This is a genomic window from Ensifer sp. GW101-20A05 (assembly GCF_059424735.1).
Genome location: NZ_JBWKZT010000009.1, coordinates 52,324 through 76,214 on the forward strand (window position 1 = coordinate 52,324; position 23,891 = coordinate 76,214).

At 62.9% G+C, this 23,891-nt stretch carries 22 protein-coding genes; 12 read left to right on the forward strand and 10 right to left on the reverse strand.

Translation table 11 applies throughout. The features are described from left to right. Positions 1–123: 123 nt before the first annotated feature. Together AC070A_RS21550 and AC070A_RS21555 are read right to left on the reverse strand one after the other, a co-directional pair. Complete coding sequence (locus tag AC070A_RS21550; RefSeq protein WP_057249230.1) at positions 124–306, reverse strand: hypothetical protein; 183 nt, start codon at positions 304–306, stop codon at positions 124–126. A gap of 146 nt (positions 307–452) precedes the next feature. Next, positions 453–650, reverse strand: coding sequence for a heavy-metal-associated domain-containing protein (locus tag AC070A_RS21555; protein WP_057249229.1), 198 nt, complete (start codon positions 648–650; stop codon positions 453–455). A 425-nt stretch (positions 651–1,075) separates the two neighbouring features. Between AC070A_RS21555 and AC070A_RS21560 the strand changes: the two genes are divergently transcribed. Beyond that, a complete protein-coding gene (locus tag AC070A_RS21560; protein WP_057249228.1) occupies positions 1,076–2,368 on the forward strand; it encodes an NCS2 family permease in 1,293 nt (430 codons plus the stop codon). Between the two features lie 163 nt (positions 2,369–2,531). Here the strand turns inward: AC070A_RS21560 and AC070A_RS21565 are convergent, their stop codons facing one another. Further along, positions 2,532–2,852 carry a 2Fe-2S iron-sulfur cluster-binding protein gene (locus AC070A_RS21565; RefSeq protein ID WP_057249227.1) on the reverse strand — a complete coding sequence of 107 codons (321 nt, stop codon included), beginning with the start codon at positions 2,850–2,852 and terminating at the stop codon, positions 2,532–2,534. 40 nt (positions 2,853–2,892) lie between these two features. Further along, the gene (locus AC070A_RS21570; protein ID WP_057249226.1) at positions 2,893–4,146 is read right to left on the reverse strand and encodes a cytochrome P450; all 1,254 of its coding nucleotides are present in this window, start codon (positions 4,144–4,146) and stop codon (positions 2,893–2,895) included. A 112-nt stretch (positions 4,147–4,258) separates the two neighbouring features. Here AC070A_RS21570 and AC070A_RS21575 point away from each other — a divergent pair, with 112 nt between their 5' ends. Then, positions 4,259–5,107, forward strand: a complete 849-nt coding sequence (locus AC070A_RS21575) for a helix-turn-helix transcriptional regulator (RefSeq protein WP_082615765.1) — start codon at positions 4,259–4,261, stop codon at positions 5,105–5,107. A gap of 98 nt (positions 5,108–5,205) precedes the next feature. On the opposite strand, the gene AC070A_RS21580 is transcribed toward AC070A_RS21575, so the two are convergent. From AC070A_RS21580 to puuE, 3 genes are all read right to left on the reverse strand, one after another. Beyond that, positions 5,206–5,691 carry an ureidoglycolate lyase gene (locus AC070A_RS21580; protein WP_057249225.1) on the reverse strand — a complete coding sequence of 162 codons (486 nt, stop codon included), beginning with the start codon at positions 5,689–5,691 and terminating at the stop codon, positions 5,206–5,208. A 107-nt stretch (positions 5,692–5,798) separates the two neighbouring features. Further along, a complete protein-coding gene (gene alc / locus AC070A_RS21585) occupies positions 5,799–6,821 on the reverse strand; it encodes an allantoicase (protein WP_057249224.1) in 1,023 nt (340 codons plus the stop codon). A gap of 10 nt (positions 6,822–6,831) precedes the next feature. Next, positions 6,832–8,247 carry an allantoinase PuuE gene (gene puuE / locus AC070A_RS21590; RefSeq protein WP_057249223.1) on the reverse strand — a complete coding sequence of 472 codons (1,416 nt, stop codon included), beginning with the start codon at positions 8,245–8,247 and terminating at the stop codon, positions 6,832–6,834. 172 nt (positions 8,248–8,419) lie between these two features. Between puuE and uraH the strand changes: the two genes are divergently transcribed. The 4 genes from uraH to xdhC are packed head-to-tail and all read left to right on the forward strand — an operon-like array spanning position 8,420 to position 13,509. After that, the gene (gene uraH, locus AC070A_RS21595; protein WP_112996917.1) at positions 8,420–8,791 is read left to right on the forward strand and encodes a hydroxyisourate hydrolase; all 372 of its coding nucleotides are present in this window, start codon (positions 8,420–8,422) and stop codon (positions 8,789–8,791) included. A gap of 3 nt (positions 8,792–8,794) precedes the next feature. Continuing rightward, positions 8,795–10,273: a xanthine dehydrogenase small subunit gene (gene xdhA / locus AC070A_RS21600; RefSeq protein WP_057249221.1), complete on the forward strand. Its 1,479-nt coding sequence runs from the start codon at positions 8,795–8,797 to the stop codon at positions 10,271–10,273. 11 nt (positions 10,274–10,284) lie between these two features. Further along, entirely contained in the window at positions 10,285–12,624 is a 2,340-nt protein-coding gene (xdhB, locus tag AC070A_RS21605) for a xanthine dehydrogenase molybdopterin binding subunit (RefSeq protein WP_057249220.1), read from the forward strand. A gap of 18 nt (positions 12,625–12,642) precedes the next feature. Continuing rightward, entirely contained in the window at positions 12,643–13,509 is an 867-nt protein-coding gene (xdhC, locus tag AC070A_RS21610; RefSeq protein ID WP_057249279.1) for a xanthine dehydrogenase accessory protein XdhC, read from the forward strand. Positions 13,510–13,513: 4 nt separating this feature from the next. Here the strand turns inward: xdhC and AC070A_RS21615 are convergent, their stop codons facing one another. After that, a complete protein-coding gene (locus tag AC070A_RS21615) occupies positions 13,514–14,320 on the reverse strand; it encodes an NAD(P)H-dependent oxidoreductase (protein WP_112996918.1) in 807 nt (268 codons plus the stop codon). 94 nt (positions 14,321–14,414) lie between these two features. Between AC070A_RS21615 and AC070A_RS21620 the strand changes: the two genes are divergently transcribed. Beyond that, a complete protein-coding gene (locus AC070A_RS21620; protein ID WP_057249218.1) occupies positions 14,415–15,341 on the forward strand; it encodes a LysR family transcriptional regulator in 927 nt (308 codons plus the stop codon). A gap of 105 nt (positions 15,342–15,446) precedes the next feature. Here the strand turns inward: AC070A_RS21620 and AC070A_RS21625 are convergent, their stop codons facing one another. Then, the gene (locus AC070A_RS21625) at positions 15,447–16,361 is read right to left on the reverse strand and encodes a LysR family transcriptional regulator (protein ID WP_057249217.1); all 915 of its coding nucleotides are present in this window, start codon (positions 16,359–16,361) and stop codon (positions 15,447–15,449) included. A gap of 147 nt (positions 16,362–16,508) precedes the next feature. Between AC070A_RS21625 and AC070A_RS21630 the strand changes: the two genes are divergently transcribed. Both AC070A_RS21630 and guaD read left to right on the forward strand, forming a co-directional pair. Next, the gene (locus tag AC070A_RS21630; RefSeq protein WP_058322534.1) at positions 16,509–17,747 is read left to right on the forward strand and encodes a urate hydroxylase PuuD; all 1,239 of its coding nucleotides are present in this window, start codon (positions 16,509–16,511) and stop codon (positions 17,745–17,747) included. Beyond that, a complete protein-coding gene (gene guaD, locus AC070A_RS21635; RefSeq protein WP_112996919.1) occupies positions 17,744–19,096 on the forward strand; it encodes a guanine deaminase in 1,353 nt (450 codons plus the stop codon). Before AC070A_RS21630 ends, guaD begins: the two co-directional genes overlap by 4 nt. 114 nt (positions 19,097–19,210) lie before the next feature. Here guaD and AC070A_RS21640 read toward each other — a convergent pair whose 3' ends face one another. Further along, a complete protein-coding gene (locus tag AC070A_RS21640; RefSeq protein WP_058322583.1) occupies positions 19,211–20,032 on the reverse strand; it encodes an IclR family transcriptional regulator in 822 nt (273 codons plus the stop codon). A gap of 170 nt (positions 20,033–20,202) precedes the next feature. Here AC070A_RS21640 and gcl point away from each other — a divergent pair, with 170 nt between their 5' ends. From gcl to glxR, 3 genes are all read left to right on the forward strand, one after another. After that, positions 20,203–21,987 (forward strand): glyoxylate carboligase, encoded by a 1,785-nt coding sequence (gcl, locus tag AC070A_RS21645; protein ID WP_112996920.1) that lies wholly within the window; start codon positions 20,203–20,205, stop codon positions 21,985–21,987. Between the two features lie 76 nt (positions 21,988–22,063). Then, on the forward strand, positions 22,064–22,879 hold the full coding sequence (hyi, locus tag AC070A_RS21650) for a hydroxypyruvate isomerase (RefSeq protein ID WP_113737386.1): 816 nt from the start codon (positions 22,064–22,066) through the stop codon (positions 22,877–22,879). A 5-nt stretch (positions 22,880–22,884) separates the two neighbouring features. Further along, positions 22,885–23,769 carry a 2-hydroxy-3-oxopropionate reductase gene (glxR, locus tag AC070A_RS21655; RefSeq protein WP_057249211.1) on the forward strand — a complete coding sequence of 295 codons (885 nt, stop codon included), beginning with the start codon at positions 22,885–22,887 and terminating at the stop codon, positions 23,767–23,769. Positions 23,770–23,891 lie beyond the last annotated feature (122 nt).

Sequence of the window (23,891 nt, forward strand, 5' to 3'; positions counted from 1 at the left end):
CTGGACGTTGCAGACAACTTTGCGGGGACCGGCGTCTTGCCTTCGGGTCGATGCCCGCAGGCAAGGAAAGCAGCAAAAGTGCCGTCCGCACTTTCGTCCATCTGGAGGCGGTATTCTGCGGGGTTAGCTGTCGATCGCAAAAGCAGCCCCCGAGCGGCGCTGCGGTCGGAGGCTGCGTTTCGTTCCGTCGACCGGGATCATGCGGTCCTCGGTGGCGAGATACCAGCTCGGCTTTTCCTTCCAGGCGGGCTTGCCCACCTCGCCCTGAAGCGCCTCGAGGTCCCACGGAACCTGGGAGTCGGTCATGAAGGCGGCAAGTCCGGGCTCGACGTCTGCGGCAAAGGCGGCGGCGAACTTCTCGACCAGCGGCCGAAAAGCCGCCCAAGCGCTTCGGGCGGGGCATTCGTTGCCACCCAGTTGGGCTGTGGATGGTCCACGGCGCGGCCCATCGTCTAGAGCGCACGGCTTTCGTAGCCGGCGGCCCTCAAGGCGTCGGCGATCGGGCCCGCACCGGCAACGGTCTCGACGCTGACTTCCCGGTTGCCGAGATCGACCTTGATCGTAGCCTGCGGATCGACGCTCAGGATCGCCTTTTGGACGGCACCGGCGCAGTGGCCGCAGGTCATGTTGTCGATCTTGTAGTTCTGCATGCTTGTCTCCTTCGTTTCGTTGTGAGAGAAACATGGCGGTTCCCATCGTTGGAAGGTCAAGAGGACCTTCCAACATATTTTGTCGAGAGTTTCTTCTTGGCACACCCCGATGGTGGTGAACACGCGAAACACGCAGTTTCGGCCCCCCAAATGCTCCGAAAAATTTGAAAGTCTTTCATCACCGATCCCGGGAATGGACGGCTAGCGGTCCGGCTCCGGAAGTCGCACAATCCCAAGGCTGTGCAAAAGGCATTCGCGTCGTCCGAAAGAGGGCGGACGATCGCCAGCCGGCACGAAGCCTTAAGCGAAGCGATCGTCCCGGAAACTTCCGGACGTTCGAAATGCACTGGTCGGGAACTGGAGGAGACGGTTTCCCGGTCACTGTCGTTCGGCTGCGTCGTGGTGACGCCGCCAAGGGAGGAAAGATGTTTGAACGACTATTCAAGCTGAAAGAGCATCAGACGACGGCGCGCACCGAGGTGATCGCCGGTATCACGACATTCCTGACGATGTCCTACATCATCTTCGTCAACCCCGACATCCTGTCGAGCACGGGCATGGATAGGGATGCCGTCTTCGTCGCAACCTGTATCGCCGCCGCACTCGGCTCCGCCGTCATGGCGCTCGTCGCCAACTGGCCGATCGGCATGGCGCCCGGCATGGGCCTCAACGCCTTCTTCGCCTTCACCGTCGTCGCTGCCCTCGGCTTCACCTGGCAACAGGCGCTGGGCGCGGTCTTCATCTCGGGCGTGATCTTCCTGATCCTCACCGTGACCGGGGTGCGAAGCTGGCTGATTGCCGGCATTCCGCATTCGCTGAGAAGCGCGATTGCCACCGGTATCGGCCTCTTCCTCGGCATCATCGCCTTGAAGAACGCCGGTATCGTCGTCGACAATCCGGCAACGCTCGTCGGTCTTGGCGATCTCAAGCAGACCGGTCCGCTTCTCGCCATCCTCGGCTTCTTCGTGATCGCCGTGCTCGATGCGCTGAAGGTTCGCGGCTCGATCCTGATCGGCATCCTGGTTGTCACGGTTCTGTCGATGATCCTTGGCGTCAGTGAGTTCAAGGGCATCGTCTCGGCACCGCCGAGCATTGCGCCGACCTTCCTGCAGCTCGACATCATGGGCGCTCTGCATGGCGGCCTGCTGCACGTCATCCTCGTCTTCGTACTCGTGGAAGTCTTCGACGCCACCGGCACGCTGATCGGTGTCGCCAAGCGTGCCAAGCTGGTCGAAGAGGGCAAGCCGAACCGTCTCGGCCGCGCGCTTCTGGCCGACAGCACCGCGATCGTCGCCGGCTCGCTGATCGGCACCAGCAGCACGACTGCCTATGTCGAAAGCGCCTCGGGCGTTCAGGCAGGCGGCCGCACCGGCCTGACCGCGCTCACCGTCTGCGTGCTGTTCCTGGCAGCACTGTTCTTCTCGCCGCTGGCAGCGGCCGTCCCGTCCTATGCGACGGCTCCGGCTCTGCTCTATGTCGCCGGCCTGATGATGCGCGAACTGACCGAAGTCGACTGGGACGACCTGACGGAAGCGGCACCGGCTGCGCTCACCGCGCTCGCCATGCCCTTCACCTACTCGATCGCCAACGGCCTCGCCTTCGGCTTCGTGAGCTACGTCGTCTTGAAGGTCTGCACCGGAAAGTGGAGCGTCATCCACCCGGCCACCCAGATCGTCGCCGCCCTGTTCATCGTGCGCTTCGCGTTCTTTGCCGAGTAATACGAAATTTGGCCGGGGCATCGTCGCCTCGGCCAATCAGAACTTCCCCGTAAGTGCTGGCCGGAGCAACGAAAATGTTGCCCCGGCCTTTTTCTACCTGATCTGACTTTTTAAGGTACGCGAATCCGGGCGGAAAACCGTTTCACACTTTTCCTGGACTTGCTCAGTATTGCCCGGCCGGCAGATGCACCACCAGGCCATCGAACTCGGCCGAGACCGTGATCTGACAGCTCAGGCGGCTGCGCTCGTTGGGATTGACCACGCACTCGATCATGTCCTGCTCCTGGAAATCGGGTGCCGGCAATCGTTCGGCCCATTCGCCGTCGATGTAACAGTGGCAGGTGCCGCAGGCGCAGGAACCGCCGCATTCGGCGGCAATGGCATCGATGCCGTTCTGCACCGCCGCGGACATCAGCGATTGGCCGACCTCCGCCTGCACTTCTTTGGTCGTGCCGTCCGCGTCGATGAAGACGATCTTGGGCATGGGTATTCTCCGGTTCTTAGAATGTCGGTTTCAGTGCGGGTCAGGCTTGCCGGATGGCAATCTTCAGCCGCTTGGGGCCGCGCACCGAAAGGCCGCGCTTGTATTCCGGTTCCCGCTCGGCGAGTTCGATGGTCGGGAAGCGGCGAAGCAGGGTGCTGAAGATGATATCCATGTCGAGCCGCGCGAGGTGGTTGCCGAGACAGAAGTGCACGCCGCCGCCGAAGGCGAGGTGCCGGTTGGGCGTGCGGCCGATATCGAAGGTGTCGGCGTTGTCGAATTGCTTGGGGTCGCGGTTGGCAGCACCGTAGAGCAGGCCGAACTTGGTGCCGCGTTCGAAACGCCGGCCGCAGATCTCGACGTCCTCGACGCAATGCCGGTGGAAGAAGGGAAGCGGGGATTCGTAGCGGAACATCTCCTGTACGCCGGTCTGGATCAGGCCGGGTTCGTTCCTCAGCCGCGCCATCTGCTCGGGAAAGCGCAAGAGCGCATGCATGCCGCTGCCGAGCACGTCGATCGTCGAGCCGTGGCCCGCCATCAGGATCAGCATGCAGGTCGAGATGAATTCGTCGAAGTTCATTGCGCCGGAGCGCTCCGCCTCGATCAGCACCGAGATGAGATCATCGTTCGGCGCGCGCTCGCGCTCGGCCTTCAGCGCCGTCAGATACTCGTAGAACTCGGTGGTGTTGTCTTCGGCGATCTTCTTGCGCGCGTCGGAACGGTCGACGTCGAAGAACTGCACGATGTTTTCCGACCAGATGCGGAGCTGCGGACAGTCTTCGTCCGGCACGCCGAGCAGGCGGCCGATGATATGGCCGGGAACGTGGGCGGCGAGGTCGTCGACGAAATCGATCTCGCCGCGATCTGCAAGGCTGTCGATCAGGCGGTCGACATAGGCCTGGATCTGGTCGCGCAGCTTGGCGATCATGGCAGGCGTGAACAGCTTGAACACCTGCTTGCGCAGCCGGTCGTGCACGGCGCCGTCGCTGTCGAGCAGGCTGAACTGGACGAAGCGCTCGTGGTGCGGCATGTCATGCCAGTTACCGGCACGCTGCAGTTTCGCAAGCTCCTCGGCGGTCGCAATGTCCTCGAGCGAGCGCACCATCCGCTTGTCCATGACGATCGCCGAGACATCCTCGAAGCGCGAAGCCAGCCAGATGTCGAGGTCTGGGAAGTAATGCAGCCCTTCCTTCTCACGCAAGGCGCGGTAGGTCGGGTAGGGATCGCGGGCAAAATCCGGGGACAACGGCGCGAAGGTCAGCTTTGCGGCTTCGCCGTTCGGCGTGGCTTCGGTCATGGGCAATACTCCGTGCATAAAGCTGCATGATAGCGTCGCCACGGTCTCGTTGGGAATGGTACGCTGTCGCAAGATGATGGACAAAACTCGCATTGACTGACAGAAAACGCGGATGCTGTCTGAAAACGAAGAGATCCATTTCCATACGCCGGCCAAATTTGCCGATGCGTTTCCCTATCTGGCGCTGGTCGCCGGAAGCCGGACCGCCCATCCTGAGGAAGCGCCGATCCGCAAGCGGTTCCACCAGCATGTCTTTGTCTACACCACCGGCGGCCGCGGGCTGATAGAGGTGCGCGGTCAACGGTTCCTGGCCGAAACGGGCAATGTCGCCTGGCTCGATACCGCGCAGGCCTATGCGCACAGCTGCGCGCCCGACAGCGAAAACTGGCGCTATCTCTGGATGGGGATCGAGGGGCACGGTCTCGATGCGCTCTACCAGTTCCTGGGTGTCCAGCAGTCGCCATTGTTCGCGCCGAGGGATACGCAGACGGCACGCGCTGCCTTTGAGGCGGTGAGCGGGTTTCTTGCGGAACGCTCGCCTGCGACCGATGCCTTGGCGAGTGCGGCTATCTCCGGGCTGATCGTGGACATGATCGGTCCGCGTCTGACCGGCAGTGAGCCGGGCGAGGATGCACCGGGCGAGGATCGTTTGTTGGCTGTTCTTTCAGCGATGCGTGACGATCTCGCCCGCGCCTGGACGATCGATGATCTCGCGGCCCTAGCGCGGCTTAGCCAGTCGCAACTCTTTCGCCGCTTTCGCGATATGGTGGGCACGACGCCGATGGACTGGCTGCGCCACGAGCGCATCAACCAGGCGAAACGCCTGCTGATCGGCCGCGATGCGAAGGTTTCCGCGGTGGCGGCGGTATGCGGCTATCCCGATCCCTATCATTTCTCGCGCGATTTCCGCCGGGTGACGGGATACACGCCGACGAAGTTCCGTCGGGATGGCGGCTACTGATGTCGATTGATGGGCATCAGGAAAACAGTTGAGCCCTACGGTACGCCCCGTGACCCACGCACCGATGACCCGGTCAGTTGACCGGGCCATTCGTTCATTCATACAATCAGGAACGGCTCCTTGAAGAAGTGTTCCTCCAGATTGACGCCTTCGCCGCCGCGGTCGACAACCGCGAAATCCGAGACATCTTCGAGTGGTGTCAGGATGCCGTGCCAGACATTGCGGGCGATGTTCACGCCTTGGCCCGGTGTGGTCTTGAAGGCGATCGGTTCACTCGGGCCTTCGTCGGTTTCCCGGGAGACGACGACGAGGAACGGATTGTCGCTCAAGGGGATGAACGCCTGACTGCCGAGCGGATGGCGCTCGACCATGGTGAGCTTGAGTGGCAGCGGATAGGGTTCGCCGCGCACCAGGCTGATCATCGGCCGGGCCTTCTCGCCCGTCGTTTCGATCTTGGCGAGATCGTGATAGCGGGTGCATTTGCCACCGTTGATGGGGAAGTTGTGGGCGTTCTCCGTTTCGATTACGTCGCCGTAGGGCGCAAAGGCCTCCCGGGTCAGTGGCTGTATGACGATCTCCTTCATGCGACGCTCCTCCGTGCAATGTTGATCGATGGCAGCAATTCCAGGGAAAGCGCTTCCCTGGAACTTGCGGTTCAGGTCCGGTCATTTCGTTTCCTCTGCGAAACGATCTAGGGGCTGCCGGCTTTCGCAATACGCCCGAAGACACGCAACCGGCTGACGCCGCCATCGGGGAAGATGTTGAAACGCACATGGGTTACAGGGCCCGGCGCTTTGAACTCGTTTGCTCCGTAGGTGTGCAGGCTGTCGGCCGAGAGCTTCTGCTGCGGCAGAACCTCGCGCCAGAACATCGACGATGCGGTGATCGAGGCAGCCAGCTCGCACGTGGCTGCGCTGAGGTCGGCTGCCTGCAGCGAGCAGGCGTCCGGGTAGTTTCCCTTGAAGTGGGCGGTGTCGACCACGATCCGCTCGACCGCACCGCGCGCGGCAAGTTTCACCACGATCCAGTCGTTGCCGGGCTCGCGCCGGCGGCGCGTCTCCCAGCCGTCGCCCATGTTGATGCCGCGTCCGGGCGCAAGCAGCCGCTGGTGGCCGTAGTGCCCGTTCGAATACGCGATGATGCGGCCGCCGAGCAGCGACGAGGCGAGATCGACTGCCGTGTCGCCGATCGCCGCCCGGTCCAGGGCGGGCGTGCCGTAAACCTTGAGGCGGGCGATGCCGCCATCGGGATAGATGCGCAGGCGGACATGGCTCCAGACCGCTTCCGACCTGGCCTCGAAATGATGAAGCGCACTCGGCCCGAGCGGCCGCGCGCAGACAAGTTCCGTCCAGGTCGTCCGCTCATCCGGTCCATCGGGCGCCAGACAGGCGTCGATGGCGCAGGCGCTCGGATAGTTGCCGGTGAAATGCGCCGTATCGACCTCGAAGCCGCGGATACGACCGTTTGCGGCAAGCGCGATGATGGCATGATCGTTGCCGGGGCCGCGGCGACGCCGCGTCTCCCAGCCGTCCATCCACTTGCCGTTCTCGTCATAGACACCGGGATGATAGACCGGCGGCGCGTCTTGAAGCATGCGCTCGAGCGGCGCGAAGAACTCGTCGGTTGCGAAGACCGGCCTCGCGCCGAGAGCGGCGGAGGCGAGGTTGATCGCATTCAGCGCGAATTCGGGCGGGCTCACGCCGTCGGTCGTCATCGCGAGGCCCTCAGCTCGGCAGCATGTCCTTGAGGCGCAGATAGGCGATCCGCTCCACCTGCCGGCACGCCGTCTCGAATTCCGTCTCGCGGTCGTTTTCGACCCGGCCTTCGAAGGCCGCAAGGATTTCGCCCTTGGTCCGTCCCTTGACCGCCAGGATGAAGGGGAAGCCGAACTTCTCGACATAAGCCGTGTTGAGCGTGGTGAAGCGCTCGCGCTCGGCATCGGTCAGCGCATCGAGGCCGGCACCGGCCTGCTCGTTGGTCGAGCTCTCGGTGAGACGCTTGGCTTGCGCCAGCTTGCCAGCGAGGTCCGGGTGGGCGATGAGAACGGCGAGCCGTTCCTCGGCAGAGGCTTCGCGGAAGACAGCGGAAAGGGCGGCCGCAAGGCCGATCGCCGTGTCGTTGGCGGGCGAAAGCTCGCCCTGGAAGGCGCGCTTGGCGATCCACTTCGAATGTTCGAAGACGCCGCCGAAGCGGGTGACAAACTCTTCTTCAGAAAGCCGCGACGGGCGATCGTCCCAGGCCTTGAAGGGATAGGCCTCGGCCCAGTAGCAGGCGATATCGACGCGCTTTGCGAGCCAGACCTTCTCGTGGCTCTGCACATAGTCGAGGAAGCGGGCAAGTGCTGCGGCGCGGCCGGGGCGGCCGACGAGGCGGCAGTGTAGTCCGATGCTCAACATCTTCGGCGCGCCGGCCGCTCCTTCGGCGTAAAGAACGTCGAAGCTGTCCTTGAGGTAGCTGAAGAACTGGTCGCCGCTGTTGAAACCCTGCGGCGTCGCAAAACGCATGTCGTTGCTGTCGAGCGTATAGGGGATGACCAGTTGATGGCGCCCGGCATGTTCATGCCAGTAGGGCAGGTCGTCGGCATAGGCGTCGGACACGTAGTCAAAGCCGCCGGCTTCCGTCACGAGGTCGAGCGTGTTGTCCGAACAGCGGCCGGTGTACCAACCACGTGGGCGCTCTCCGGTAACGATGGTATGCAGGCGGATAGCCTCGGCGATCTCCTGGCGTTCGCGCTCGGGCGAAAAGTCCTTGTGCTCGATCCATTTGAGACCGTGCGAGGCGATTTCCCAGCCGGCGTCCTGCATGGCGGCAACCTGCTCGGGCGAACGCTTCAGTGCCGTGGCGACGCCATAGACCGTTGCCGGCACGCCGCGTTCGGTGAACATGCGGTGCAGCCGCCAGAAGCCGGCACGCGCGCCATATTCATAGATCGATTCCATGTTCCAGTGGCGCTGGCCCTGCCAGGCCTGCGCGCCGACGATTTCCGACAGGAATGCTTCGGAGGCCGCGTCGCCATGCAGCACGCAGTTCTCTCCACCTTCCTCGTAGTTGATGACGAATTGCACGGCGATCCGGGCGCCGTCGGGCCATGTGATCTTGAAGTTCGGGCCGTGGCCGTGAAGATCGCGGGGGTATCTCATCAAAGCAGCTCCTCCAGACATTTTCGTCTCTGCGGCAAATTTCTAGCCGCATTTGTTTCGAGCCATTCCCCCCAAAAAATTTGAAAGTCTCGAATGATCCGCTCGCTACCAAGCGGGCCGGAATGCCGGAATACTGCGAGGTGGAAAGCTGACTTCGGGAGGAGCGAAAAGAATGCAATCTCATGGTGGAAACGCCGGTCGCCTGACGACGCACGTGCTGGATACGGCAAGCGGCAAGCCGGCCGAGGGGCTGCGCATCGAGCTTTACCGGGTCGATAGCGATCGCCAGACGCACATCAAATCGGTCAAGACCAACGACGATGGTCGCTGCGACGAGCCGCTGTTGAGTGGCGAGCGCATGCAGACGGGCACCTACGAACTGCATTTTCATGCCGGCGACTATCTCGGGGGCGCGAGCAAGCGCGGCGAGAACCCGTTCCTCGACGTGATCCCGATCCGCTTCGGCATCGAGAACCGGGGCGCCCACTACCACGTGCCGCTGCTGCTTTCGCCCTATGGCTACTCCACCTACCGCGGGAGCTAAGCGATGACGATCCAGATCCGCAACACCATCCGCTTCATCCTGAACCATCGGCTCGTCGAACTTGCCGACGTCTCTCCGGTCCAGACGCTACTCGATTTCCTGCGCATCGACCGCAACCTCAAGGGCACCAAGGAAGGCTGCGCAGAGGGCGACTGCGGTGCCTGCACGGTGCTCGTCGGACGCTTGCTCGACGGCAAGCTCAAGTATGAATCCGTCAATGCCTGCATCCGTTTCGTCGGTTCGCTCGACGGCTGTCATATCGTCACGGTGGATTCGCTGGCGCAGCCGGCCGGCCCGCTGCACCCGGTGCAGCAGGCGATGCTCGACACGCACGCTTCGCAGTGCGGCTTCTGCACGCCCGGTTTCGTGATGTCGCTCTATGGCCTTTGGATGGAAAACCCGAAGCCGTCCATCGCCGAAATCGAAAAGGCGCTTCAGGGCAATCTTTGTCGGTGCACCGGCTATGCCGCGATCATTCGCGCAGCCGAAGCGATCTCGACGATCGGCGATGTTGGCAAGGACCCGCTCGTGGTCGAGCGCGATCGGATCGCCAAGGAACTGGCGTCGCTGCAGGACGGCCGCCGTGTGGAAATCGGCTCCGAGACGGAACGCTTCATCCTGCCGGGTTCGGTCGACGATTTTGCTGCCGTGTTCGAAGCCAACCCCAAGGCGACGATCGTTGCCGGCTCGACCGACGTCGGGCTGTGGGTCACGAAGTTCATGCGCGACATCTCTCCGGTCATTCACCTGATCCATCTCGAAGAGTTGCGGCGGATCACGGTCGATGCGGATGGCGTCACGCTTGGCGCCGGTGTGAGCTATGCCGAGGCCTATCCTGTTATCGTCGCGCATTTCCCCGAACTGACGGAGCTCTGGGACCGCATCGGCGGCCAGCAGGTCCGCAACATGGGCACCGTCGGCGGCAACATCGCCAACGGCTCGCCGATTGGCGACACGCCGCCGGCCCTGATCGCGCTTGGCGCTTCGATCACGCTGCGCAAGGGCGCTCGCCGTCGCACGGTCGTGCTTGAGGATTTCTTCATCGCCTATGGCAAGCAGGATCGCGAGCCAGGCGAGTTCGTGGAATCCGTGCGCATCCCGTTCGTCTCGGATAATGCCCGTCTCGCTGTCTACAAGGTGACGAAGCGTCTCGACGAGGATATCACCGCCGTCTGTGGCGGCTTCAACATCGCCTTCGACGCCGGTCGGATCACCGATGCGATCATCGCCTTCGGCGGTATGGCCGGCACGCCGAAGCGGGCCGCCAATGTCGAGGCGGCGCTGAAGGGCGCGGAATGGAACGAGGACACGATCGAGCGCGCGGTCGCCGCTTTCGATGAGGACTTCACGCCGCTCACCGACTGGCGCGCCTCGGCCGAGTACCGCCAACTGGTGGCGAAGAACCTGCTTCGCCGCTTCTATCTCGAAACGCAGTCGAGCGGCCAGATCCGCCTCGATCGCACCATTGCTGTCGCGGTTTAAGGGAGGAAGCCATGAACGTGATGCAGCCCATCGACCGCATCCGCGGCGGCGTGCACGAAAACGAACGCCACGAATCCGGCCACAAGCATGTGTCGGGTACGGCCGAATATATCGACGACATCCCGGAACCCCAGGGCACGCTGCACGGCTATCTCGGCCTGTCGCAGCGCGCGCATGCCGATATCCTCTCGATCGACTTCGAAGCGGTAAATAGCAGCGAAGGCGTGATCGGCGTGCTGACGGCGGCCGACATTCCCGGCGAAAACGACATTAGCCCGGCCCACAAGCACGACGAGCCGATCTTCGTCACCGACAAGGTGGAGTTCCACGGCCAGCCGATCTTTGCGGTCATCGCCACCTCCCGTGAGGCGGCCCGCCGCGCGGCGGCCAAGGTCAAAATCGAGTACCGCGACCTGCCGCATGTGACCGATGTCCTGGAAGCGGCGGCCGCCAACTACCCGCTGGTGATCGATCCCTTGAAGCTCGAGCGGGGCGACATCGAAGCCGGCTTCGCCAAGGCGAAGAACATCCTTGAAGGCGAGATGCGTATCGGCGGCCAGGATCACTTCTATCTGGAAGGGCAGATCTCTTTCGCCATCCCCGGCGAGGACGACGAAGTGCTCGTCTACTCCTCGACGCAGCATCCGGCTGAGACGCAGCACATGGTTGCGACCGTTCTCGGCGTGCCGTCGAATGCGGTGACCGTCAACGTGCGCCGCATGGGCGGTGGCTTCGGCGGCAAGGAAACCCAGGCCAACATTTTCGCAGCGGTTGCAGCGGTTGCTGCCAAGAAATACCGCTGCCCGGTCAAGGTCAGGCCGGATCGCGACGACGACATGAGCGCGACCGGCAAGCGCCACGACTTCCATGTCGACTACAAGCTCGGCTACGACGATGAAGGTCGTATCGAGGCGGTGGACGCTGTCTTTTCGGCGCGCTGCGGCTATTCGGCGGATCTCTCCGGTCCGGTCACCGACCGGGCGCTCTTCCACGCCGACAATTGCTACTTCTATCCGAACGTGCGCCTGCGCTCGCGTCCGCTGAAGACCAACACGGTCTCCAACACCGCATTCCGCGGTTTCGGCGGTCCGCAGGGCATGGTCGGCGGCGAACGCATGATCGAGGAGATCGCCTATGCCGTCGGCAAGGATCCGCTCGAAATCCGCAAGCTGAACTTCTACGGCGGCGAGGGCCGCAACCTCACGCCCTATCACCAGACGGTTGAAGACAACATCATCGGCCGCATCATCGAGGAGCTGGAAACCTCGGCCGACTATGCCAAGCGTCGTGAGGCGGTGATCGCCTTCAACCGCGAAAACCATGTGGTCAAGCGCGGCATCGCGCTGACACCGGTGAAGTTCGGCATCTCCTTCACCAAGACCGAATACAACCAGGCCGGCGCGCTGGTGCACGTCTATACGGATGGCTCGATCCATCTGAACCACGGCGGCACCGAGATGGGGCAGGGGCTCTACACCAAGGTCGCCCAGGTGGTTGCCGATGAGTTCCAGGTCAACCTCGACCGGATCAAGGTGACGGCGACGACGACCGGCAAAGTGCCGAACACGTCGGCGACGGCTGCCTCCTCCGGTTCCGACCTGAACGGCATGGCGGCCGCCAACGCCGCCCAGCAGATCAAGGAGAGGCTCGTGCGCTTTGCCGCCGAGCGCTGGAACGTTGCTGAGGCCGACGTCGCTTTCGAGCCGAACACGGTTCGCATCGGCGCCGAACGCCTTGGTTTCAACGAGTTCATCAAGATCGCCTATGGCGCCCGCATCCAGCTTTCGGCTGCCGGTTTCTACAAGACGCCGAAGATCCACTGGAACCGCGCGGAAGGCCGGGGCCGGCCGTTCTTCTACTATGCCTATGGCGCTTCTTGCTCCGAGGTCAGCGTCGATACGCTGACTGGCGAATACCAGGTCGATCGCACCGACATCCTGCACGACGTTGGCCGCTCGCTGAACCCGGCGCTCGACCTCGGCCAGGTGGAGGGCGCCTTTGTTCAGGGCATGGGCTGGCTGACGACGGAAGAACTCTGGTGGGATGCCAAGGGTCGGCTGCGCACGCACGCGCCTTCGACCTACAAGATCCCGCTTGCGTCGGATCGGCCACGCGTCTTCAACACACGGCTTGCCGAATGGTCGGTCAACCGTGAGGAAACCATCCGCCGTTCGAAGGCGGTCGGGGAACCGCCGTTCATGCTCGGCATTTCCGTTCTGGAGGCCTTGTCGATGGCGGCGGCCAGTGTTGCGGAGTATCGTATAGCACCGCGCCTTGATGCGCCGGCGACGCCGGAACGAGTGCTGATGGCAATCGAGCGGCTGCGGGCGGCCGCGAGGCAGAAAGGGTAACAGGGGCTGATTGTCATGGTGGCGAGCCGCGAGGATATCAGGGACTTTCTCCGACGCGAGCCGGATTGCGTGCTTGTGGAAGTGACGGGTGCAGCCGGCTCGACGCCGCGCGACACCGATGCCTGGATGCTCGTCGCCACCGATAGCCTCTTCGGCACGATCGGCGGCGGCCAGCTCGAATATATGGCGATCGACCATGGCCGGCGGGCGCTGAAGCGCGGCGACGCGCTGGAGGCAATGACCATCCCGCTCGGTCCGGAGATCGGCCAGTGTTGCGGCGGGCGCGTGGCGCTCGCCTTCACACGCATCGATCGGGAGAAAGCCGCCATGCTGATTGAACGCAGCGACCTGGAAATCGCCAGCCGGCCGCATGTCTATGTCTTCGGCGCCGGCCATGTCGGCGATGCGCTGGCCATGGCGCTGTCCCTGGTTCCGGTCCGCACCGTTCTCGTCGATACCCGCGAGAACGAGCTTTCGGCTGTCGCCGATATACCGGGCATTGAAACCTGCCTGACGGCGATGCCTGAGGCGGTCGTGCGCGATGCCCCGCCCGGCAGCGCCTTCGTGATCCTGACGCACGACCACGCGCTCGACTTCCTGATCGCCGCCGAGGCGCTTCGCCGCGACGACGCATCCTATGTCGGCATGATCGGCTCGAAGACGAAACGCGGGACCTTCAAGAATTGGTTGTCGCGTGAGATCGGCCGCCCGGATCTTTTCGACCGGCTCGTCTGCCCGATCGGCGGCACGTCGGTTAAGGACAAGCGGCCGGCCGTCATCGCAGCGCTTGCCGCCGCGGAAGTCATGGCGGCGGCGCTGAATTTCCGGCAGCCGGCCCAACCCGATAGCCCGCGTCGTCCGGCTGTCGCGAAGTTTGCACGCTAACGGCTCAGGCGCTATTGCCCTGGTGTATCGCACCGTTCAGGTGAAGCGCAAAGCCGCGCGCGTCTGCGGCTTCGATATCCGGACGCAGCTCAAGGGTCGGGATCAGGTAGTCGCCGCCATTCTGCCGGCGATAGGGAATAGGCGGCGTGGTTGTTAGCGTGCGCATCCTTTGCCTCAGCCGCTCGGCCGTCGCTTCGAAACCGGCTTCGTCAAGACCGTCGACCCGGTAGGCGACAAAAGGCGGAAGTACGTCGTAGCCGGGATAATAGAGAACGCCGTGATTGATCGGGAAAAGCAGATCGTCGATCGGTCCGTTGACCCCGCGCGGCGAGTAGTGTTCTTCCCAGCCACCTGTTGTCACCACCAACATGGCACGTTTTCCTGCGAGCGTTCCCTCGCCGAACCGCTTGCCCCAGTATTTGTCGCTGTGTTCGCCAACGCCATAGGCGAAGCCATAGGCATAGACGCGATCGACCCAGCCTTTCAGGATCGCCGGCATCGAGTACCACCACAGCGGAAACTGCAGGATCAGGGTATCGGCCCATAGCAGATTTTCCTGCTCGGCCCTGACATCAGCGGTCAGGGTATTGGTCGCGAAGGCTTCCTTCGAGGCACGGCTTGGCTTGAACCGGGCATCCGGAAGGAGCGCGGGGAAGTCGGCGCGGTCGATCTCGGATTTCCATCCTTCGGCATAGAGGTCGGTGACGCGCACCTCGTGTCCCTCGGCTTCCAGCGCCTTGACAGCGACATCGCGCAGTGTCCCGTTCAGCGAACGCGGTTCGGGATGGGCATAGACAAGCAGAACTTTCATGGTCGGCAATCCTTCAGTCGTGAACTGAGACTTTAGGTAGACCGCCGTTTGTCCATGCGGTAGATATCCAATATGGATAGGATTATACCGAAAAATGGATAAATCGGACGTGACGCTGGAACGGATGCGAAGCTTCGTACGGGTCGCCGAGCGCGGCAGCCTGTCGGCCGTTGCCCGCGAACTCGGCATCGGCCAGTCGAGCGTTACGCGGCATCTGAGGGAGCTGGAGGAAGCCGTCGGCGTGCCCCTGCTTAGCCGCACCACCCGGCGCGTCACGTTGACCGACGAAGGCAGTCGTTACTATGCCAACAGCATCCAGATCCTACGCTTAGTCGACCAGGCAGGCGACGAGGCGCGCAGCACCCGCGGCGCCTCGGCCGGGACCATCCGGGTATCCTGCACCGCCGCCTTCGGGGTCCTGCACGCAACCCGCTTGATCTTCGCCTTTCAGGATCGTTATCCTGATATCGAGGTCGATCTCAGCCTGACCGACGAGCGGATCGATCTGGTGCGGGAAGGGGTCGATATCGCGCTGCGTCTCGGGCCGCTCACCGACAGCTCCATGAAGCTCCGGGTGCTTGGCGAAAGCCGCCGTCTGTTCGTCGCCGCGCCCGCCTATCTGGCGGCACGTGGGTGCCCGGCTGCCCCGCGCGACCTCGCTGCCCATGAGGGAATCCGCATGTCGAACGTCGCAGGCAGTGACCTGATCTCGCTGGAAGGAGCAGACGGCCGCAGCCACGCGGTACCCTTTGGCGGGCGGTTCCTCGTCGACCATGGGCTTGCCGCCCGCGAGGCGCTGGTCGCCGGGCGCGGCATCGCACCAACACACCAATGGCTCGTCGACGATCTCCTGGCGAGTGGTCGGCTGTTGCCGATCCTGCCGGACTACAGGCTGCCTTCGGTGCCGCTCAGCCTGCTGATCGTGCCCGAGCGCGCAGGCATCGCCCGGGTTCGCCTGCTGGTCGACTTTCTCGTCGAGCAGGTCAGCGGTATTGCCGGTATTGAGAAGACGAGAGGCTAGAGCATCCCGCTTTCAGTGGAATCACTGAAAGCGGACAAGATGCTCTAGAATCAAAGTGCTAGAGCGTCCTTAGTGCGTTCGTCTGAACGCACGGCGCTCTAGACGCTACTCCAGCGCCTTGCCGATCAAGCGCTGACAGCGCTCGGCCATGTAGTCGATCATCAGCCTGACTTTCGGATCCTGGAAGCGCTTGTGTGGATAGATCGCCGCAAGCTGTACGCTGAGCGGCGGCGTGTCGACCAGAATCGGCACCAGCGCGCCGGAATTGATGTGGCTTTTCACCTCGAAGAGAGGCTTGTTGATGATGCCGCGGCCGTCGAGCGCCCATTGGGTAAGCACGTCGCCGTCGTCCGAATCGTAGGGGCCGGTCACCTCGAGTTTGCGCATGCCTTCCATGGTCTGGAGCGTCCAGAAATACTCCTTCGAACCCGGGTAGCGCAGCAGCAGACAGTCGTGTTTGTCGGCGATCAACGCGTCAGGGGTTTGGGGCACGCCGCGCTTTTCGAAATAGTCGGGCGACCCGCAGACCACGCGCTCGCAGTTCATGATGCCACGCATGCGCAGGTTCGAATCTTCGAGGATGCCGAGCTTGAACGCGACGTCGACGCCTTCCGAGAGGATATCGACATTGTGGTCCGACAGACGAAGCCGCACTTCGATGTCGGGATACTTGTCATGGAATTCGGGAATGCCCGACGCAATCAGGCGCCGACCTATCCCCAAGGGAGCGGTAATCTTCAGCGCCCCCTTCGGATTGCGCGATAGATCGGCGATCGCGTTTTCGGCCTCGTTGACCGCTTCGAGGATCTTCACCGCGCCATCGTAAAAGACGCGGCCATGCTCCGTCGGGGTCAGCTTGCGCGTCGTTCGGTTGAACAGGCGAACGCCCATATGGCGTTCCAACTCTTTGATTCTATTGCTTGCAACCGCCGGCGTCACGCGCTGGTCGCGACCGGCCGCCGATAGGGTTCCAAGCTCTACGACGCGCACGAAGACGCGCACATTGTCCAGATAAGACATGCCTCCGTCCCACTCCTCCGGCTTCTCTCTAGCCTATCCATTGCGTCGCTATTTTATAGATTTTTTTGAAAGTGTTGGTGAAGCAGCGACGTTCCCGCGACCTCCAGCAATGACACATAATGGTCCGAGGAGAAATGGGAGAATTCCATGTACGAGTATGCCATAGCCTGGGATTGGCTCACCTTTGCCATGAGATGGCTGCACGTCATCACGGGTATCGCGTGGATCGGTTCGTCATTTTATTTCGTTGCACTTGACCTTGGCCTGAAGAAGCGACCGGACCTTCCGGTCGGTGCCTATGGCGAAGAGTGGCAGGTGCACGGTGGCGGCTTTTACCACATCCAGAAGTATCTGGTGGCGCCGGCCAACATGCCGGAGCACCTGATCTGGTTCAAATGGGAATCCTACGTCACCTGGCTTTCCGGTTTCGGCATGTTGTGCATGGTCTACTATGCCGGTGCCGACCTCTACCTGATCGATCCGAATGTGCTCGACGTTTCGAAGCCGGTGGCGATCGCCATCTCGCTGGGCTCGATCGCCTTCGGCTGGCTCGCCTATGACACGATCTGCAAGTCGCCCTTCGGCCGCGACAACACCAGGCTGATGGTGCTTCTGTACTTCATCCTCGTCGGCATGGCCTGGGGTTACACGCAGCTCTTCACCGGCCGCGCCGCCTTCCTGCATCTCGGCGCATTTACCGCGACGATCATGTCGGCCAACGTGTTCTTCATCATCATTCCGAACCAGAAGGTTGTCGTCGGCGACCTGATCGCGGGCCGCACGCCGGATCCCAAGTACGGCGTGATCGCCAAGCAGCGCTCAACGCACAACAACTACCTGACGCTGCCAGTTTTGTTCCTGATGCTGTCGAACCACTACCCGCTGGCCTTTGGCACCCAGTTCAACTGGATCATCGCCTCGCTGGTGTTTCTGATGGGCGTCACCATCCGCCACTGGTTCAACACCCGCCACGCCGACAAGGGCAATCCGACCTGGACCTGGCTCGTCACCGCGCTGCTCTTCGTCGCGATCATGTGGCTGTCGACCGTGCCGAAGGTGCTTGCCGGCGGTGGCGAGGAAAAGATCTCCGCCGCGCAGCAGCCCTTCGTGACGGCGGAAGCCTTTCCGAAGGTGCGCGACACGGTGCTTGGCCGCTGTTCCATGTGCCATGCCAAGGAGCCGGGCTGGGAAGGCTTAGTCGTGCCGCCGAAGGGCGTGACGCTCGAGACCGACACCGAGATCGCCAATCACGCGCGTGAAATCTATCTGCAGGCCGGCCGTTCGCATGCGATGCCGCCCGCCAACGTCACCGGCGTATCGGACGAGGAGCGGCAGTTGCTCGTCGCCTGGTACGAATCCGTCGTGAATGGAGGAAAGACCCAATGACCGATTTGCTGATCCGCGGCCGCGTTCTGACCTTTGTCGACGAGCCCAAGGGCATCGACGATACCGCCTCCTATCGCTACTTCGAGGACGGCGCCGTGCTGGTGCGGGGCGGCAAGGTTGCCGATATCGGCGAGCATGCCGAAGTCGCCCGCCGCGCCGGCGCCGGCGTCAAGGTCGCGGACCACCGCCCCAATCTGGTGTTGCCTGGCCTGATCGACACGCACCTGCATTTCCCGCAGACGCAGGCGATCGCCTCCTACGGCGCGCAGCTTCTCGAATGGCTGAATACCTACATCTTCGTCGAGGAGCAGAAGTTCCGGAAGCCGGAACATGCCGACTACATCGCCGGCCGTTTCATGGACGAGCTTCTGTCCAACGGCACGACGACGGCCGTCGCCTATTGCTCGGTGCACCCGGAAAGCGTCGACGCCTATTTCAGCGCCGCGGAAGCCCGCGGCATGCTGATGATCGGCGGCAAGGTGATGATGGACCGCAATGCGCCCGACGCGCTGCGCGATACGCCGCAACTGGGCTATGACGAGACCAAGGCGCTGATCGCCAAGTGGCACGGCCGCGGCCGTGCGCATTACGCCATCAGCCCGCGCTTTGCCATCACTTCGACCCCGGAACAGATGGAGATGAGCCGCACGCTCGTGGCCGAGCACCCGGAGTGCTACGTCCAGACGCATCTTTCCGAGAACAAGGACGAGATCGCCTTCGCGACCTCGCTCTATCCGGAGGCCAAGGACTACACCGATATCTACGCGCGCTACGACCTTCTGACAAGCAAGACCTTGCTCGGCCACTGCATTTATTTGAGCGATCGCGAGATCTCGGTTCTCGCCGAGACAGGCGCGGTCGGCACCTTCTGCCCGACCTCGAACCTGTTCCTCGGCTCCGGTCTCTTTGACAGGGATCGCTTCGACAAGCTCGGCGCGCGCTGGTCGGTCGCGACCGACGTCGGCGCCGGAACGAGCTTCTCGATGCTGGAGACGATGGACGAGGCCTATAAGGTGTTGCACCTGCAGGGCCAGCGGCTGACACCGTTCAACTCCTTCTACCGTATGACGCTCGGCAACGCCCGGGCGCTGGACCTCGACGACCGCATAGGCTCGCTGCATATCGGCGCCGATGCCGATATCGTGGTGCTGGACAGTCGCGCAAAGCCGTCGATGGAGCTGCGCATGCGGGTCGCCGGTTCGCTGGCGGAAGAGCTCTTCATCCTGCAGACAATGGGCGACGACCGGTCGGTGGCCGAAACCTATGTCGGCGGCAAGCCGATGAAGGGTGTTGCGACCGCGGCCAAGCATACCGCGAACGCGGTGACGAGAAACTTCGAGACCGCATAGGGGCGGACGCCGACTGCGCCTCATTCGCCGTCGGCCGGACACCGATTGGTGCTCAAAGCAGAATCTCCCAGCGCCGCGCGTCTTGATCGATGCGCGGCGCTTTCGTCTGGGCCGTTACAGGTCTTCCGGCCGTTTGCCACCCATTGCCCTCGTCAGGGCGTCGGCGCGTTCGCGCACGATGGGGCCGAAGGTCGAAAGCTTCTGGTCGCTGACGCGGACGGACGGGCCGGAGATCGAAATGCCGGCGATGGTTTCGCCATATTCGTTGAAGATTGGTGCTGCGACACAGCGCATGCCGAGCGTGTGCTCCTCGTCGTCGACGGACCAGCCGCGGTGGCGGATTTCCTGGATGTCCTTGAGCAGCGCCGGCAGCGTGTCGCGGGTCTTGTCGGTGAAATGCGCGAGTTCGCGGCCACCGAGCAGCTGGGCGATCTCCTTGTCCGACCAGGTCGAAAGGATCGCCTTGCCGATGCCGGAGGCATGAACCGGACCGCGGCGGCCGGGGCGGAAGAAGGCGCGCATCGGCGCGTGGCTTTCGACCTGCGAGATGAAGACGACGTCGCCGCCTTCCTCGATGCCGATATTCGCCGTCTCGCCGCTTTCCTCCATGAGGCCCTTGAGGAAGGGGCGGCTGATCGTTCCGAGCTTGCGGAAGCGCAGATAGGCGTTGCCGATCTCGAACGCCTTGAGGCCGACGGTCCAGGCGCCGGTGTCCGGGTCGTTCATCACCATGCCGTGGCCGGCCAGTGTCGTCAGCAGGCGATGCACTGTGGATGGCGCCATGCCTGTCTGGTCGGCAAGCTGGGTCAAGGTCGAGCCGTCCTCCTGGGCGACGACCGTCAGAAGAGCAAGGCTGCGATCGAGCACCTGTACGGATGACGGTGCTGCATTCTCGCCCGCCTTGCGTCCGCGTTTTCCCCTGCCGTTGCCGTCCATCGAAGCCTCTCTGCAAATCACGTCTCTCGCCATCATCCTCTATCAGGCCACGGAGGGATTTTCTCCGAATTGTTGAAAATCTTTATTTCCACATGATGGAAATGATTTCCATTTAGGTGTTGCGTATCGAGAATTATGGATTATGTTTTCAGGAAATAGGAGGAGTTCCCATGGCTAAGATGCGTGCCGTTGACGCGGCTGTTTATGTTCTGGAGAAGGAAGGCATCGACTGTGCCTTCGGCGTACCTGGCGCCGCCATCAACCCGTTCTATTCGGCTCTGAAGGCTCGCGGTTCCGTCCGCCACATTCTCGCCCGCCACGTCGAGGGTGCCTCGCATATGGCCGAAGGTTATACCCGCGCCAAGCATGGCAATATCGGCGTCTGCATCGGTACGTCGGGCCCGGCCGGCACCGACATGATCACCGGCCTCTATTCGGCTTCGGCGGATTCGATCCCGATCCTCTGCATCACTGGGCAGGCGCCGCGCGCCCGGCTCGACAAGGAAGACTTCCAGGCTGTCGATATTGCGAAGATCGCCGCACCCGTAACCAAGTGGGCGGTTACCGTCATGGAGCCCGCGCTGGTTCCCTTCGTCTTCCAGAAGGCTTTCCACATCATGCGCTCCGGCCGTCCCGGCCCGGTGCTGATCGACCTGCCGGTCGACGTCCAGCTCGCCGAGATCGAGTTCGATCCGGACACCTATCAGCCGCTTGAGCCCTATAAGCCGAAGGCGACGCGTGCCCAGGCCGAGAAGGCCCTGGCCATGCTGAACGAGGCGGAGCGTCCGCTGATCGTCGCCGGCGGCGGCATCATCAACGCCGACGCCTCGGACCTCTTGACCGAATTCGCCGAGATCACCGGCATTCCTGTCATCCCGACGCTGATGGGCTGGGGCACGATCCCCGACGACCATCCGCTGATGGCCGGCATGTGCGGCCTGCAGACCTCGCACCGCTACGGCAACGCCAGCATGCTCGCTTCCGACTTCGTTCTCGGTGTCGGCAACCGTTGGGCCAACCGCCACACCGGCAACGTTCCGATCTATACGGAAGGCCGCAAGTTCGTTCACGTCGATATCGAGCCGACCCAGATCGGTCGTGTCTTCGCGCCTGATTTCGGTATCGTCTCGGATGCCGGCGCTGCGCTGAAACTCTTCCTCGACGTCGCGACGGAGTGGAAGACGGCCGGCAAGCTGCGCGATTGGTCCGCCTGGGCGGAAGAGTGCCGCGAGCGCAAGCGCACCATGCTGCGCAAGACGCACTTCGACCAGACGCCGCTCAAGCCCCAGCGCGTTTACGAGGAGATGAACAAGGCCTTCGGCCGTGACACCTGCTACGTCTCCACCATCGGTCTCAGCCAGATCGCCGGTGCGCAGTTCCTGCACGTCTACAAGCCGCGCAACTGGATCAACTGCGGCCAGGCCGGCCCGCTCGGCTGGACTTTGCCAGCGGCTCTCGGCGTTCGCGCCGCTGATCCGGACCGGCCGATCGTTGCGCTTTCCGGCGACTACGACTTCCAGTTCCTGATCGAGGAACTGGCCGTCGGCGCTCAGCACAAGCTGCCCTATCTGCATGTCGTCGTGAACAATTCCTACCTCGGCCTCATCCGCCAGGCGCAGCGCGGCTTCAACATGGACTTCGAGGTCAGCCTTGCCTTCGACAACATCAATGCCTCGGGCGATGCGGAGAAGGGGTACGGCGTCGACCACGTCGCGGTTGCCGAGGGCCTCGGCTGCAAGGCGATCCGGGTGCGCAGCCCGAACGAGTTCCAGGAGGCCTTTGATCGGGCACGGGCGCTGATGGACGAGCACCAGGTTCCTGTTGTCATCGAGTTCATCCTCGAGCGCGTCACCAACATCTCCATGGGCGCGGACATCAACGCCGTCGTCGAGTTCGAGGAACTGGCGATCCGCGGTGAAGACGTACCGACGGCGATCACCGCTCTGCTCGACTGAAGCCCGCCTGACTGAGGTGTGGGCGGTCCGCCGCCCGCATCCCGCTCCAAAGATGAATACAAGGAGGAAGCATCGCATGGCGAAGTTCGCTGCGAACCTGACAATGCTGTTCAACGAGGCGCCGTTCCTCGATCGTTTCGCCCTTGCTGCCAAGGCCGGCTTCGAAGGCGTGGAATATCTGTTTCCCTACGAATTCGAGAAGGTGAGCCTGCGCGCCGAGCTTCAGCGCCACGGCCTGACCCAGGTTCTGCACAACCTGCCGGCTGGCGATTGGGCCCGCGGCGAACGCGGCATCGCCATCCTGCCGGACCGGGTTGACGAATTCCGCAAGGGTGTCGCAAGCGCCATCGACTACGCGACGGCGCTCGACTGCAAGCAGGTCAACTGCCTGGTCGGTATCGCACCGGATGGCGTGTCCGACAGCATCCTGCGCACGACGCTGGTTGCGAACCTGAAGCTCGCCGCGGCTGAACTCGGCAAGCATGGCATTCGCCTGCTGATCGAGCCGATCAACCGCTTCGACATTCCGGGCTTCTACCTGAACACGGTGGGGCAGGCCGCTTCGATCATCGAGGAAGTCGGCAGCGACAATCTCTTCATCCAGTACGATCTTTACCACCAGCAGCGCACAGAGGGTGAACTGGTCGGTACCTACAAGCGCTTTGCCAACCGCATCGCCCACGTTCAGCTTGCCGATAATCCCGGCCGCAACGAGCCGGGCACCGGCGAGATCAACTATCCCTTCGTTTTCGACGCGCTGGAAGAGGCCGGCTATGACGGCTGGATCGGCTGCGAATACAAGCCGCGCACCACCACGGCCGATGGCCTTGGCTGGCTCGGCACCGAGCGCCAGCGCACCCAATCTGCAGACATCATCAAGATCAGGAGCTAAGCACCATGGCAACAATCGGTTTCATTGGACTGGGTATCATGGGCACGCCGATGGCGCGCCACTTGCAGGATGCCGGCCACACCATCGTCACCTCGAAGTTCGTCATTCCGCCGCGCCAGGAACTGCTCGACAACGGTTTGAAATTCGTCGAAACGCCGAAGGCGCTCGCCGAGACCGTCGACACGATCATCCTGATGCTGCCGGACACGCCTGAGGTCAAGGACGTCCTCTTCGGCGAAAACGGCGTTGCTTACGGCCTTTCCAAGGGCAAGCTCGTCATCGACATGAGCTCGATCTCGCCGATCGAGACGAAGGAATTCGCCAAGAAGGTTCGCGAAACCGGCGCCGAATATATCGACGCTCCGGTCTCCGGCGGCGAAGTCGGCGCCAAGAACGCCTCGCTCTCGATCATGGCCGGCGGCGCCCAGGAAAGCTTCGACCGCGCCCTGCCGCTCCTGCAGCTGATGGGCAAGAACATCACCCTCGTTGGTGACTGCGGCGACGGCCAGGTCACCAAGGTTGCCAACCAGATCATCGTCGCGCTGACGATCGAAGCGGTTTCGGAAGCGCTTGTCTTCGCGTCCAAGGCCGGCGCCGACCCGGCACGTGTTCGCGAGGCGCTGATGGGCGGCTTTGCTTCCTCGCGTATTCTCGAGGTACACGGCGAGCGCATGATCAAGCGCACCTTCGACCCGGGCTTCCGCATCTCGCTGCACCAGAAGGACCTGAACCTGGCTCTCCAGGGCGCAAAGTCGCTCGGCATCTCGCTGCCAAACACGGCAGCAACGCAGGAGCTCTTCAACAACTGCGCCGCCAACGGCGACAGCGGTCTTGACCACTCGGGTCTCGTGCGCGCGCTGGAGCGCATGGCGAACCACCAGGTCGCCTAGCGCAATTCCCGGAAAAGTGTGAAGCGGCTTTCCGCTCGGAATTGCGCCGCTTCAAAAGCGCAAGGCATGAAATGCACATGATCCGTCTGGCGTCCCATTGTGCCGGGCCGGTCATGTGTCCG

What these genes read in the sequence shown, in the direction of transcription:
- AC070A_RS21550 (WP_057249230.1), bottom strand. Translation starts at nt 306, where the DNA reads ATGACCGACTCCCAGGTTCCGTGGGACCTCGAGGCGCTTCAGGGCGAG.
- AC070A_RS21555 (WP_057249229.1), bottom strand. Translation starts at nt 650, where the DNA reads ATGCAGAACTACAAGATCGACAACATGACCTGCGGCCACTGCGCCGGT.
- AC070A_RS21560 (WP_057249228.1), top strand. Translation starts at nt 1,076, where the DNA reads ATGTTTGAACGACTATTCAAGCTGAAAGAGCATCAGACGACGGCGCGC.
- AC070A_RS21565 (WP_057249227.1), bottom strand. Translation starts at nt 2,852, where the DNA reads ATGCCCAAGATCGTCTTCATCGACGCGGACGGCACGACCAAAGAAGTG.
- AC070A_RS21570 (WP_057249226.1), bottom strand. Translation starts at nt 4,146, where the DNA reads ATGACCGAAGCCACGCCGAACGGCGAAGCCGCAAAGCTGACCTTCGCG.
- AC070A_RS21575 (WP_082615765.1), top strand. Translation starts at nt 4,259, where the DNA reads ATGCTGTCTGAAAACGAAGAGATCCATTTCCATACGCCGGCCAAATTT.
- AC070A_RS21580 (WP_057249225.1), bottom strand. Translation starts at nt 5,691, where the DNA reads ATGAAGGAGATCGTCATACAGCCACTGACCCGGGAGGCCTTTGCGCCC.
- alc (WP_057249224.1), bottom strand. Translation starts at nt 6,821, where the DNA reads ATGACGACCGACGGCGTGAGCCCGCCCGAATTCGCGCTGAATGCGATC.
- puuE (WP_057249223.1), bottom strand. Translation starts at nt 8,247, where the DNA reads ATGAGATACCCCCGCGATCTTCACGGCCACGGCCCGAACTTCAAGATC.
- uraH (WP_112996917.1), top strand. Translation starts at nt 8,420, where the DNA reads ATGCAATCTCATGGTGGAAACGCCGGTCGCCTGACGACGCACGTGCTG.
- xdhA (WP_057249221.1), top strand. Translation starts at nt 8,795, where the DNA reads ATGACGATCCAGATCCGCAACACCATCCGCTTCATCCTGAACCATCGG.
- xdhB (WP_057249220.1), top strand. Translation starts at nt 10,285, where the DNA reads ATGAACGTGATGCAGCCCATCGACCGCATCCGCGGCGGCGTGCACGAA.
- AC070A_RS21615 (WP_112996918.1), bottom strand. Translation starts at nt 14,320, where the DNA reads ATGAAAGTTCTGCTTGTCTATGCCCATCCCGAACCGCGTTCGCTGAAC.
- AC070A_RS21620 (WP_057249218.1), top strand. Translation starts at nt 14,415, where the DNA reads ATGGATAAATCGGACGTGACGCTGGAACGGATGCGAAGCTTCGTACGG.
- AC070A_RS21625 (WP_057249217.1), bottom strand. Translation starts at nt 16,361, where the DNA reads ATGTCTTATCTGGACAATGTGCGCGTCTTCGTGCGCGTCGTAGAGCTT.
- AC070A_RS21630 (WP_058322534.1), top strand. Translation starts at nt 16,509, where the DNA reads ATGTACGAGTATGCCATAGCCTGGGATTGGCTCACCTTTGCCATGAGA.
- guaD (WP_112996919.1), top strand. Translation starts at nt 17,744, where the DNA reads ATGACCGATTTGCTGATCCGCGGCCGCGTTCTGACCTTTGTCGACGAG.
- AC070A_RS21640 (WP_058322583.1), bottom strand. Translation starts at nt 20,032, where the DNA reads ATGGACGGCAACGGCAGGGGAAAACGCGGACGCAAGGCGGGCGAGAAT.
- gcl (WP_112996920.1), top strand. Translation starts at nt 20,203, where the DNA reads ATGGCTAAGATGCGTGCCGTTGACGCGGCTGTTTATGTTCTGGAGAAG.
- hyi (WP_113737386.1), top strand. Translation starts at nt 22,064, where the DNA reads ATGGCGAAGTTCGCTGCGAACCTGACAATGCTGTTCAACGAGGCGCCG.
- glxR (WP_057249211.1), top strand. Translation starts at nt 22,885, where the DNA reads ATGGCAACAATCGGTTTCATTGGACTGGGTATCATGGGCACGCCGATG.